Origin of the sequence: Gilliamella sp. Fer1-1 (assembly GCF_001690825.1) — a bacterium.
Taxonomy (GTDB): domain Bacteria; phylum Pseudomonadota; class Gammaproteobacteria; order Enterobacterales; family Orbaceae; genus Gilliamella; species Gilliamella apicola_C.
On the sequence record NZ_LZGX01000009.1, the window covers coordinates 1 to 11,492 of the forward strand.

Consider the following 11,492-nt stretch of genomic DNA (forward strand, 5'->3'; position numbering starts at 1 on the left):
CTATGTTTTCAAATATTAATTTTTGTTCACTTGCAATTTTCTCATCTGGAACTTTTAAATTTTCTTTTAAAAAGTCTCGTAAGGTTTCATTTGTGCCTTTAGTTACTTTGCAAAGGATTGTAATATCATCAACTATAATTAAGTCATTTGGGTTGCCCGCCTCAATAATTGCAACTCTTGGCAAGAGGAAATTATTGAGTTCGGTAATGTAGGCAACCAAATATTTTGTTTTAGATAATTTGTAGTTGTGAGTTGTGAAATTCTTAAAATAAGCTTTTTTAGCTAAAGATATAAAAATATCAGTAGAGTTCATTTTTGCTTTACATACCATGGATTTAAAATCATCTAGTATCTCTACATAGCCCATACCTGTAACACCAAAGCATTTGCAATCAACAATCTTTTTTGTATCATCAGAGACAACATAAGAACTAAGTCCATCAGCATCAAGCATCACCGCCCTTTTGTCCGCGGCTAATACTACATATTCACCTAAATTTGCTGCTATTATCATGGTCATTGGTATGTTCTCATTCTATTCCTGTAATATTGAATCGTCTTATGAAAAAAGATTCATAACCATATAAGATGCCGCTGATTTAACAGTATCAAATGTTAATTCTAATCCTTTATCTTTTACTATTTTTTTAATTTTATTCCAATTAGTGTCGCTTCTAATATTATCTAAAAATTCATGCCCCGCTAATGTTAGCTCTTGTGCATAATATTCGTAACGCATATCATCACTACTAGCGTCAATAGCGTCGATTAATCTGGCATCACTTAGTAATTTTAAGTGATAACCAACGAATTCAGGATTGTAACCATCAATAGAAAAGGATGATATATGCATGTCAGAAGGAGCTTCTTCAATGGCAATCATTATTTTTCTGACTAATTCCCAATCTCTTTTCATATTTACTCCTAAATCCAACCTATTTTATTTATTAATTAGTTTATTAATTAACTTATTTTAAAACAACTGATTTTTCGCCAGTTATTTAACTTTATTTATTAATTTCAGGGCTTCACTTTCCATTATTTGAATATCATTAAAAATAGTCTCGTTTTCAGCTATATTGTTAACTTTCATAACCCATGGCAAACAATTGTAATCAAGCCCTGTAACGCCACCCATGCTTGTGCGCCACTGGGTGGACATTGACTTGAATAACTTAAAAGCATCTAAATTATCTTGCCATATTTCTACATACTCATCAGCGTAATCATCTTCGGTTAGACCGAATGCCGCCAGTTCATCTTTTGATGGCTCGGGGGTATATAGAGCAATGGCAAGTTCAATTAGTTTTTTTCGCGTTGACCTAACATTTCTTTATAGTATGTATCGGTTATCGCACGCCAAGCAGCAGGATAGTTATTTAATAAGATTTGCATATTTTCTTGATTAAATTCTTCATCCAAACTCCAACCTTGAACTATTTTCATTACAAGATCGATAATTTGTTTATCTTTAACTTCATCTTCAATTTTAGTGAGTTTATCTGCTGAGTAATGGTTAAAGGTTAGTTCGATTTGCCCGTCCTCTTGACCTGCGCGCGGAATTAAAACATTACATTTAAACGTTGGTTCTGCGACTAATTTAAATTTTGCCATTTAGTTATATCCTTATTTATCTTTGTAAAATGTGATTGCGGGTGATTCGACTGTTGTATTGATTTTTACAGTTTCAATTTCGTTAATAGCTGTTTCAGGCGTTGGGTCAAACGACACGCGTACCGCGTCGTAGCGAGTTTCTTTTGCTTTTGGTACATACATTTTCATCGCTACAATATCATTTGTTTGATCCAACACTTGCAATAGCGCGTAAACAGGCAATGAGCTATCATGGGCAACTGTGAAGCTTTTGCTTTTTGCTGACTTTATGGTTGGCAACTGCTTTTCTTTGTCGTCTTCAAGAAATTGAATTTGTACATATTGTTGCTCACCACCTTCCGTTGATACCTCTTTAATCTGAGGTAATCGCTCCCACGCCGTGATTTTTGTCAGAGAGCCAACCCCTTCACCATCAGGGAATGTGTTTACATCGTTAGTATTAATGTTGCCAAGTGTTACTTCGGTGTTGTTAACACGAATAACTTTAGCAACAACATTGTTTAATTTAGGCCAACCCGAATTAATTAGAACCTCGTCGCTAACCGCAAGTCCGTGATTTGCTTTTAATGTGACAACAGCTTCTTTGGCGTTTGTAATAGTTTCAAATGCTAAAGCCTCGCCTTTTGTTTTTTGCACGTAAACACGTGCACCGTTAGGTAATGCAAAACCCATAATTAAAACTCCTAAATTTAATTAAATTAATGTATCAGCACGGTAATTCATGCTGATTGGTATTGTGTAAGTGGTTTTATCCGTGATTGCTGGATAAGCACTTGGAACGGAATGGATATAAAGTGAAAAATTATCTTTGATTAACTCAGTGTTGAGTTGAAAATGATTAATAATCGCTTCTGATATCTGCTGTGAGCGCGATTTACCTGTATTAATTGGAGCAACAATGCCAACTTGGTAAATCCCCTTGTAAATCCTTGAATCGCCATCCAAATCAAAACTAGTGGTCATGGCCGGCAATATGGTGGATTTCAAGTAGATTTCGTCGTTTGGTGCGGCTTCAATGTTTTCATAAATTATCGGTAAATTTAATCTATTAGCAATGATATTTAAATGCGATTCCAGCAATTCAGAGATTGTCGAAATCAATTGTTAGCCTCCTCTTGCGGCGTTTTCAAAGTGAACCTGAGCATTTAGCGCGGCTACCCTAACCATGCCGTTAGGTGCTTGTTTAGAGTGACCAAATTCAAGTCTTACGCTATAAGGTAGATTGTTAGTGAAATAGATTGATTGAACGCCACCAGTATAGCGACCAATTTGTTCTATTCCATCCTTTAGAGTATCCATTCCTGACGGATCTATTCTATCAAGCTCGTTTGTAGCAGGAATATCAAAAGTTACCTGCCAGTTACCACGAAAACGCCCTCCGGTATACCCCTTAGGAGCATAACCTTGCCATAATTCTGGTTGCCCGACAGGTGACATTCTGATAATGTCCTGTAATATTTCGAGGCTAGCCTTTTTAACTACAAGCTCATTTTTGGCTTTCGCTTTGTCTACAAACGCATTTATAGATGATATAAAGTTGTTGCTATTTGACATTCAAGCCCTCCTTAGTTGCGCCTTGTAACAGATGAGCGTGTCAGCAGGTTTTACAGGATTAGGCTGTTTAATCAGATATTTTTCATCATCAACAGTTACAATATCATTAATTTTCAGCTCAATATTAGCGGCAAAAATCATTTGAATATCTCCAGACTGGATGGCTGTTCCGTCAATTTCAATCGGGTTGTAGTTAGTTTTTACGCCAATTGCTGTAAACGTTTGATTCCCAGTAATAACTTCCTTGCCGTTAACAATCGAAACTTTGCCTTTTCTTAACACGGAGTATTCAATTCCGTACTTTGACAGAAGCCTTAATGCCGTATTAGATGAACGTTCATAAAAGCTGCCCATTACGACCTCTCAGCAATACAATTTATTGAGAATCCATTGCTAACAACCAAATCGCCCAATATTGACATAACAGCCGTATACTGCGGTTTAAAGCCGGATTCATCAACTGCATAAGATACCGCAAGCGCACCGGCTAAAGATTCCGATTTTACTGGAGCTTCACGTACACTAGGTAATAAATCACCCGAAATAGCCTCAACAGCTAGCATGCATTGAGCAGTAACAACTTGAACGGGAATGATTCCGCTAGGTAAAAAATAGCCGTCAATTGCCATATCTTTTCGAGGAAAAGGTAATGGCTGATCGGGCCTAGCTTTTTGTCCTGCCCAATTTAACCCATTCAGATAATCCATCGCTTTAATGAGTAACGGCTCTTTTTTTTCTGGTAATTGTATACCTCTTGCGTCAGCAAAATTCTCCAAATCATCAACGCTGGCATAACTATTAAAAGAGTTGGAATTATGATCTGTAGTTATCATTCATCGCTCCAAAAAAAGGGCGTAAAGCCCTTATTTATTTATTGCCTTTATTGCCTTTATTGCCGGCTTCTGGCGTCTCTAGACTATATCCAGACGGCGCTAATTTAATTAAAACACCAGCGGTTGATTTGTTGCTATCAAAGTGTTTTTTCCAGTTAGCACCGTCGCCAAGCTTGGTTAAATCTGGGTTTGCGCCCTTTGATGTATCCCAGCTATACCCGAGTAAATCAACATTAACTGTACCCTCAGCACGATAACCGATAGCCAAGTTTTCTTGGTCGTTGATGTCGTAAGAGCGGAATCCCGGCGCTTGTGATTCAGTGATTTTTACAGCACTTGCAACTAAACCTAAAATCGCATCAACTGGTGCAGAATCGGTAACCAATACAGGTTTACCTAATGTGCCTGGTTGACCGCCATAAACTACAACGCCAGCTTCTTCGTACAGCTTGTTATCCATTGCCTGATCTACAATGTCAAAATAGGTTGTAGAGTGCATAACAAACAACGCAACACGATTGAATTTATCGCCATATTTGCGCAATCCCTTGGTTAATGTTTTCTTCCCATCGGTCGCGATATCTGCGGTTACTGTCATTTCAGTATTAGCACCGACGGCTGCCATTAATGAATTAATCGCATATTTGATGTAACCCTCTAACGTAGCATCGGCCACATCAACTCCGATCACCTCCGAGAATTCAGAAACATCACGACCGCGACGCTTGAAAGCTTCTTCGGTTGTTTCATATGGACCGTATTTCCATGGTACTTTGACGCCTACCGCCTCTCCTGCGCCAATTTTTTTGCCTGTAATAGCGTTGACGGAATTAACATCACGCGGATCAATAGAACCGTTCACCTTATAAAATGCACGTTTTCGAAAATCGCCTTCAATTAATTCATTATCAATCAAAATCGCCCCGTTTGATGCGGTATTGAACACATCTAGATTATCTTGACGTCGCTCCAAAAAAGCAGTTTGTGCTAAATCATCATAAATAATTAAATCTGTATTTACTGTTGTTGCCATTATTTAACTTCCTCTTAATCTTTTGGTAATTTTAAATATGCTGGTTGACCATGCTTCTGGATGTAATTGTGTTTTTCCGCACTGGTCATTTTTGAGCGGACTAGATTTGTGCCACCTGATTTGTGCCCTCCACTTCCTGTGCCTTCGGCTCTTGGAAATAGGTGTGGAGCATTATCTTTTAATGATTCCACCCACTCTTGAGGTGATAACGGAGTTTTACCGTCTTTACCAAGTAAAGGTTCGCCATCTTGTCCTACTGCGACAGCCTCGCCGTCATCACTTAAAATAAACATGCCTTTGGCACGTAAACTAATATCTTCTAATGCTTCTGGTAATGCTCCCGCTTTCAATGCTGCATTAGTCATTTTGTTGCTAAGCACAATACTGCTATACTTTTCAGCTTTCTTTTGCGCGCTATCGGCTCGTTCTTGTTCTGCTTTGAGTTTTTTATCAAACTCGCTTCTAAACCGCTCTGTGCGTTTGTTTAATACCTCATCGATTTTCCCTGCTGAAATAAGTTTTGCTTCTTCATCATCTGAAAATCGCTGTAAAATTGTTTTGACGGCGTCAGGATCAATCCCTTCAAACTGCTTTAGTTTTTCAGATAATGCCTTTTGCTTACCTAATAATTCGTTATTTTTATTTTTTAAGCCTTGCGTGTTTTCTTCAACAGTTTTATCAATTATTGCTTGCATTTCTGGTGTAATCACTGCTCCACCACCGCCCGCACCCCCACCTTCTGGTGCTTGTGAGTAGAATTTTCGATTGATTTCTCTAAATAACATAATTTTTCCTTAGGGTTAAGCTTTGCTCTTAAAATAAAAAAGGCCGCATATAGCGACCTTAGATGTTAATGAATATTTATTTATCTATTGTTTTGTTTAACTCATGGATTGTTAAAAGATGCCCATCACGAGTAAAGAATTTTTCTGGTGTAATCTCGCCACTTCTTAATAATCTAGCTCGTTCCACACCCAATATCTGCTCCTGCCTTTCTTTTGATTGGCTCTTCAACCATTCGAGATATGAGGTTTTAGCAGGAATCTGCCCATCCATTGATGCTCTCGTGCCTGTTGGCGTTTCGTCAATATCAATTCCAAGCTCTCGATAGCTTTTTAGAATAAATGTTTCAACAGAACGGCAACAAAAATGAAGTCTGCCTGGTCCGTCACCGTAGTGGATGTCATGGCCTATAGGTTTGTTATCCAGTGAATAAACCTTTAAATCTCGAATCATGCACATCGGAGTGGTGCTAGTATCTAGCGTAGATAACCATTGTTTTCCTTTTATCAAATCACTATTGGCTTGACCGAACTCATTACGAGATAGCGCAGCAGTATGAGATATAGCAGAATGAATTAATGATGATGCGTTTCTCTTGCCGATTTCCAACACACCATCTTTATAATTATTCTTTTTTGTCCCTCTAACTCTTTTGATAATCTGTTCGGTGGTTTCACCTGTTGCATAACCAGTTCTAACGGCATTGGTAACACGTTTAAGCCTATCATCCTCAATATTGCTTACCCATTCAGATAACAAACGTCCCTGAAACGGCTTGTTTTTTACCGCGGTAAATAGCTGATTTGGCGATATTTGCATAAGTGGATATTTGGCTAAAACGTTATCTGGTAGCAATGATTCAAATAGTGAATATTGGTAATGACTTTCATGCTCACAAAATAAGTTCAATTCACCAAATAAATAATCAGAAAATGAATTTAATGATTTAACACTACTGAGCATTGATTCTAGCCGTGATATTTTAAATTCACTGGCCGTCATATCCTCTAATGCTACATAAAGCTGCGCTGTTAATTGTTTATCAACAATATTCAGCAATTTTAATGATTCTTTTATTAGGTTGTTTTCATAACCAACAAGATTCACACGATGAAAAATGGCCTCATCACGAAGCCTTTTATTGATTGTCATAAATTACCTCATAGTTGAGGTTCAGCGTCTTTCAGCTCTTGCATTACATCATTAGGGTCAGCACTAGGATCAATTAGGTCTATTTTTTGCATTGCACGAACCATATCTTCGTCACGAATAGCACCAGATTGCCATGAGCTTACAATCGATGTGATCATGCCTGAATCTGCCACTTTAGCAATAAACTCCTGATTAATAGAGTAAATAACATCATCCACCGATAAACCTAAATAATGAGCGCACCATTTAATAGCAATAGTGTAAGCCTCGGAGACATTTGAGCAACAAATACCAAGTACCGATGTTGATGCTGTTTGATCTCCGTTTGCTTGTGTTGCGGTTTTAGCTGATGAGTTTTGTTCTATTAATCTAGCTCCAAGCGCAACCATATAATCTCGCTTAGTGTCCATTCCTTCCTTTGCAAGCGTGTTGGGCTGCGCTTGGGCGTAAACAAAATTACCGCCTTTAGGCAGTAATAATGGGGTGCGAGATCCAATTTTGACGCCGTTCTTTTCCAAGAAATCTCGCCATTCAGTATCTAATCCAATGATTGCTGGTTGAACCTGCCCACAAAAAAATAAACTGTCCTCATAATCAGCACTATTACGATAGTGTCCTAAATTGATTTCAATTAATGAAGATAAAGGGGAATCATCAATTGTTGGGTCGTTGTTTTGAGCGCCCACGAAAGTGAATGGTATTTCTTCCCATTTCCCTTTTCCTGCTGGCGTTGGTTTGTACTCAGAACTTATCTCATATGGACCACTAGAACTATCACTTTTTCGCCTCCACACTCGACAAATAAACGCGCCATCTTCTAGTGCTAATTCTCTGTATTGCGTGATGTCTTTAAAACCATACCCGTCGGGAATTTCTACAACCTCACGAAGAACAACAAGGACTAATTTATCTTTTCCATTAATTCGTTCAGTGCGCCAGTTGATGATGTCTTCAGCTTTATACGTCAATATCACGGTTTCATTAGAATCAGAATTATAATCAACATATAATCCATGCCTACCAACCTCTAACACTGATTCAAGGGTTGACTGTGATTGTTGATAAATACTAGTTCCTGCGCCGTCTGCGTTGATTTTTAGATAGTCCAATTTATCAGGCACGCTAACAACAGGATCTTTTCGAAAAGCCATGCCGATTAAGCCAATTTTGCTATGCCCTGTAATATTATAAAAAACAGCCCTGGACACATAATCGTGGTTGCGCTTTTTGTTTCGCTCACTTTTGTCAGTTGGATCTAAAAAAGGTAAATACTGATTGCCTTTTGATTTTATTATTTCAGCACCAGCACAAACATCCCGCATTTTTTCCCAGTTGATTGATGCCTGTTTGAACTCTGGCCGAATAAAAGTGATGTCATTATTCATTAGAATGTTGTTCCCATTTGAATTGTAAAAGCTTGTCTGCGTGCATTTCGATTAGCCACAGCAAAATATCTAAACGCATCCGCGCCGTGTGATGTGTGGTCATGAAGCGGTTTATCTCGCCAGCAACCATTTTTATCATCCCATGCTTTTCGATAGGCTTCTAAATTAGCAATACCTTGTTCGCATTTGCTTGAATCAAATGCACAAAGAGGGAGAATTTCACGAACTGATTCGATGCCATCATCAACACCTAATTTAGGTACAACTTTAAAATTGATGCTGTATTTCTCGCCGTCAATTTCATAGCCTTCTTTTGCAATCTGTTTACGGCTCTTACCATCACCCGATAATTCACGATTATCAATATCGTGCGGTGCCCAGTGCTCAGCATATTCATAGCCAAGTTTTTGTGCCTTGTCTTTAAGGACCTTCATATAGTGTCTGAGGCCCTCGCCACTATTTTCGTAGTAGTCGATGATGTGAAATTCTTCACCCACTTTACGTACAAACCAGATGGCAGTTGAATCACCGCCCCCCAAATCCCAATAAGTGTAAACATCTAAATGGCTATTATCGGGTAGCGTGGTAATGCGTTTTTCTTTGTATAGTTCTCTGAATTGCCTTGCATAGTAAGCACCCTCGATTGATTGTTCGAATGCCTCACTTGGGATGGATGGATACTCACGCTTCATATCATCACCAAGTGTTTTCTCTTTTGCGTGATACCAAGCTTTTTGCTGTTCGGTCAATATAATGCCATGCTTAGCTTTTATTTCACTAAAATACTCTTCTAACCGAGTTGGCATCGGCTCAACTGGCTCTATCGCATAAAGAGGATTCTTCCACCAAGAGAAGAAGAAAAATTTCCAATCCAACGAGGATAATGTTTTGCCTTGAATATGTGCTTTTTCTGCGGTATTACAGTAATCATAAAAATAACCGCTTTTACCCTCTGCGGTGCTTTCTATTGTAATGAAACACCCTGTAGCAACAGCTTCAAAAGCACCAGTGACGATTTCTTTAGCTTTATCGGGGAATTTTGCACAAATTTTACCAAACTCAGAAACATGTAAGTAACGCAGTGTACCGCCTCGAAATGAAGTTGATACATAAAGCGAGCCGCCTTTTTTAAATACCAACTCACCTGCGGCATCATTACTAGCAGGATTCGCTTGCTTTATTTCTTCTGGCAACCTGTCATACGCATATTTTACTTTTTCTCTAAATAATCGTTTAGCATCATTTAGAGTATGAGCAATCAACGCACACTTGGCTGATTCAAATAATACCGCGTCTAGCTGAATAATGCACACCTCGGTAGTAAATCCTAATTGACGAGCCTTTAGGATGATATTTCGAGTGTGCATACCTTCAAAGTATTCAAGCTGCTCAGGTGTCATTGTGAAACGAATTTGTTTACCTGTTTTATCTGTGATTCGGTAGAGATTATTTAAACGCCAAAGTTTATTGCTGAGTTTTCTTAAATGTTCAGGAGATAACATTACACCTCCTGCGATAATTTATCCATTAAGTCAGATAGCTGATTAATCGAGTTGTCCTTTGGTATGTCATCTATGTTGTAAGCTTGTCGCTCTAAAGTGATTAAGTTTTTAAGTGTTTCACTTAATGCTTTCATTGATTTAACTCTTTCTGGCATTGATATGACGGACATATAAACTTCATTGAGTTTGTCCCTGCCGTTCTGGTCAGGATTTACTAATAGCTCACCAAGTTTCTTGAATGCTTCTATATCTGCACATTCAGTACCAAGCTCTTCAAATAATGCGTTAGTAATATTACGTGCTTTACGAATATCGCCCCGATGTTCCATGCGAATATTAGCTATTACTTCGGCATTAGCTTCAATTAATATCCTTTCTGATAACACGTTTTCCGTGCGTACCTTTGTGCGTACCTCTTTAGTGCGTACCAATTCATCAGATTTATTTTTAATCTTTTCTGATAAGTCTCTGGACCAATTTTCTTTTTTTGCTCTTTTTCTAATAGCTCCGTCGGTGATCCCATTTTTGCTTGCTATCTCTCTTATAGACAGTACCCCAGCCCTGTAGGCTGATTCGATAGCCTCCCAGTCCGGCTTTATCATAATCCTTCCTTAAACTAATAATTGAATTTGTGATTGTTCTTGTAGTTTTTGCATCCTGTTTATTAAATTTGGCTTCTTCTCTTTGCCCCAACGCCGTAATAAACGCCCTGACATGCTAGCTACATCTTTTTCTTTCATATACTCAAGCATCAAATCGTTATGTTGCTTCATGTAGCTATTTTGTAATTTAGTGAGCTGCTCAGCCATCCAGTTGAACGCATTAATGTACGCCTCTTTTATCTGCGCTGCCGCTTTACCTGTGAAGCCCATAATTAAGAATATAAAGCCATCTTTAGTCATTTTATAAAAAGGTTGCGGCTTATTATTTTGTAAGTGATTGATTTCATAGCAAAGCTCAAAATTGAGTTTTGTAAAATCATCTGAACACTCCAAATTTTTTATTGCTCTTAAAACATTCTTATGGCTTTTACCGAAATACTCGGCAACCTTTAAAGATGTGGTCATTACTTGATTACCTTGTAAAGTAACCATTTCATTAAAATCAAATTTAATAATATTCATATTATGTTCTTTATAGAATGAGCCTAAGTCACACAGAATAAACAGCCCCAAGAGTTCAGACATTAGCTGTCATTCTCTCAGGCTCATTCTGTAAAGCTCTTGGTTAATATTTGCCGTGTGATGGCATTATGATTGATTGAAAATTGAATTGGGTTTGTGGTGTTTCAAACATTTCAGGCATAAAAAAACCGCACGAGGCGGTTTAATAAATTTTATATTAGCAACATTAAAATGCTATGAGTTAAAAGATAGCATATTGAGAAAAACTGTTGCAGAAAAGGTTAAACTTAAAAGAGACATACTGAAAAATATACATAAAAGAAAACCACAAAGCTCTCTAAAATGTTCTCTCACGCTTTTGATAAAACCTTTAAAGTTTAATTTCTTTTCTTTTATTGCGTATAAACAATAGCTAGAATGGATTATATAAAATGCAATTAAAACGTATATTAATATAGCTAAAACGTATAATTTTTTATTATTCAGAATTTCCGACAACGAAATGAATAGAG

Annotated in this window: 16 protein-coding genes; all 16 read right to left on the bottom strand. The window is 37.7% G+C overall.

Going from position 1 to position 11,492, the window contains the following annotated elements:
- A partial coding sequence (locus A9G28_RS00465; RefSeq protein WP_141674651.1) for a hypothetical protein occupies positions 1-520 on the bottom strand: 520 nt, incomplete at its 3' end.
- Between the two features lie 39 nt (positions 521-559).
- A complete protein-coding gene (locus A9G28_RS00470; protein ID WP_065568164.1) occupies positions 560-916 on the bottom strand; it encodes a DUF2513 domain-containing protein in 357 nt (118 codons plus the stop codon).
- Between the two features lie 81 nt (positions 917-997).
- The gene (locus tag A9G28_RS00475) at positions 998-1,303 is read right to left on the bottom strand and encodes a DUF1799 domain-containing protein (protein WP_218057297.1); all 306 of its coding nucleotides are present in this window, start codon (positions 1,301-1,303) and stop codon (positions 998-1,000) included.
- A complete protein-coding gene (locus A9G28_RS00480; RefSeq protein WP_065579430.1) occupies positions 1,303-1,614 on the bottom strand; it encodes a phage tail assembly chaperone in 312 nt (103 codons plus the stop codon). Before A9G28_RS00480 ends, A9G28_RS00475 begins: the two co-directional genes overlap by 1 nt.
- Positions 1,615-1,626: 12 nt before the next feature.
- Positions 1,627-2,286: a phage tail protein gene (locus A9G28_RS00485; RefSeq protein WP_065579431.1), complete on the bottom strand. Its 660-nt coding sequence runs from the start codon at positions 2,284-2,286 to the stop codon at positions 1,627-1,629.
- Positions 2,287-2,307: 21 nt separating this feature from the next.
- A complete protein-coding gene (locus A9G28_RS00490; protein ID WP_081301466.1) occupies positions 2,308-2,715 on the bottom strand; it encodes a phage tail terminator-like protein in 408 nt (135 codons plus the stop codon).
- A 3-nt stretch (positions 2,716-2,718) separates the two neighbouring features.
- The gene (locus A9G28_RS00495) at positions 2,719-3,168 is read right to left on the bottom strand and encodes an HK97 gp10 family phage protein (RefSeq protein WP_065579432.1); all 450 of its coding nucleotides are present in this window, start codon (positions 3,166-3,168) and stop codon (positions 2,719-2,721) included.
- Complete coding sequence (locus tag A9G28_RS00500; RefSeq protein WP_065579433.1) at positions 3,169-3,522, bottom strand: hypothetical protein; 354 nt, start codon at positions 3,520-3,522, stop codon at positions 3,169-3,171.
- Positions 3,522-4,001 carry a DnaT-like ssDNA-binding protein gene (locus A9G28_RS00505; protein WP_065579434.1) on the bottom strand — a complete coding sequence of 160 codons (480 nt, stop codon included), beginning with the start codon at positions 3,999-4,001 and terminating at the stop codon, positions 3,522-3,524. Before A9G28_RS00505 ends, A9G28_RS00500 begins: the two co-directional genes overlap by 1 nt.
- A 34-nt stretch (positions 4,002-4,035) precedes the next feature.
- Positions 4,036-5,034, bottom strand: coding sequence for a major capsid protein (locus A9G28_RS00510; RefSeq protein ID WP_065579435.1), 999 nt, complete (start codon positions 5,032-5,034; stop codon positions 4,036-4,038).
- Between the two features lie 14 nt (positions 5,035-5,048).
- Entirely contained in the window at positions 5,049-5,819 is a 771-nt protein-coding gene (locus A9G28_RS00515; protein ID WP_065579436.1) for a hypothetical protein, read from the bottom strand.
- Between the two features lie 76 nt (positions 5,820-5,895).
- The gene (locus A9G28_RS00520; RefSeq protein WP_065579437.1) at positions 5,896-6,969 is read right to left on the bottom strand and encodes a hypothetical protein; all 1,074 of its coding nucleotides are present in this window, start codon (positions 6,967-6,969) and stop codon (positions 5,896-5,898) included.
- A gap of 8 nt (positions 6,970-6,977) precedes the next feature.
- Positions 6,978-8,354, bottom strand: a complete 1,377-nt coding sequence (locus A9G28_RS00525) for a DUF4055 domain-containing protein (protein WP_065579438.1) — start codon at positions 8,352-8,354, stop codon at positions 6,978-6,980.
- The gene (locus tag A9G28_RS00530; protein WP_065579439.1) at positions 8,354-9,856 is read right to left on the bottom strand and encodes a terminase; all 1,503 of its coding nucleotides are present in this window, start codon (positions 9,854-9,856) and stop codon (positions 8,354-8,356) included. Before A9G28_RS00530 ends, A9G28_RS00525 begins: the two co-directional genes overlap by 1 nt.
- Entirely contained in the window at positions 9,856-10,458 is a 603-nt protein-coding gene (locus tag A9G28_RS00535; protein WP_065579440.1) for a hypothetical protein, read from the bottom strand. Before A9G28_RS00535 ends, A9G28_RS00530 begins: the two co-directional genes overlap by 1 nt.
- Positions 10,459-10,467: 9 nt before the next feature.
- Entirely contained in the window at positions 10,468-10,980 is a 513-nt protein-coding gene (locus tag A9G28_RS00540; RefSeq protein WP_065579441.1) for a Rha family transcriptional regulator, read from the bottom strand.
- Between the last annotated feature and the right edge of the window lie 512 nt (positions 10,981-11,492).

Excerpts from the sequence above, each read along its gene's own strand:
- A9G28_RS00470 (WP_065568164.1), bottom strand. The coding sequence starts at position 916 with ATGAAAAGAGATTGGGAATTAGTCAGAAAAATAATGATTGCCATTGAA.
- A9G28_RS00480 (WP_065579430.1), bottom strand. The coding sequence starts at position 1,614 with ATGGCAAAATTTAAATTAGTCGCAGAACCAACGTTTAAATGTAATGTT.
- A9G28_RS00485 (WP_065579431.1), bottom strand. The coding sequence starts at position 2,286 with ATGGGTTTTGCATTACCTAACGGTGCACGTGTTTACGTGCAAAAAACA.
- A9G28_RS00495 (WP_065579432.1), bottom strand. The coding sequence starts at position 3,168 with ATGTCAAATAGCAACAACTTTATATCATCTATAAATGCGTTTGTAGAC.
- A9G28_RS00500 (WP_065579433.1), bottom strand. The coding sequence starts at position 3,522 with ATGGGCAGCTTTTATGAACGTTCATCTAATACGGCATTAAGGCTTCTG.
- A9G28_RS00505 (WP_065579434.1), bottom strand. The coding sequence starts at position 4,001 with ATGATAACTACAGATCATAATTCCAACTCTTTTAATAGTTATGCCAGC.
- A9G28_RS00510 (WP_065579435.1), bottom strand. The coding sequence starts at position 5,034 with ATGGCAACAACAGTAAATACAGATTTAATTATTTATGATGATTTAGCA.
- A9G28_RS00515 (WP_065579436.1), bottom strand. The coding sequence starts at position 5,819 with ATGTTATTTAGAGAAATCAATCGAAAATTCTACTCACAAGCACCAGAA.
- A9G28_RS00520 (WP_065579437.1), bottom strand. The coding sequence starts at position 6,969 with ATGACAATCAATAAAAGGCTTCGTGATGAGGCCATTTTTCATCGTGTG.
- A9G28_RS00525 (WP_065579438.1), bottom strand. The coding sequence starts at position 8,354 with ATGAATAATGACATCACTTTTATTCGGCCAGAGTTCAAACAGGCATCA.
- A9G28_RS00530 (WP_065579439.1), bottom strand. The coding sequence starts at position 9,856 with ATGTTATCTCCTGAACATTTAAGAAAACTCAGCAATAAACTTTGGCGT.
- A9G28_RS00535 (WP_065579440.1), bottom strand. The coding sequence starts at position 10,458 with ATGATAAAGCCGGACTGGGAGGCTATCGAATCAGCCTACAGGGCTGGG.
- A9G28_RS00540 (WP_065579441.1), bottom strand. The coding sequence starts at position 10,980 with ATGAATATTATTAAATTTGATTTTAATGAAATGGTTACTTTACAAGGT.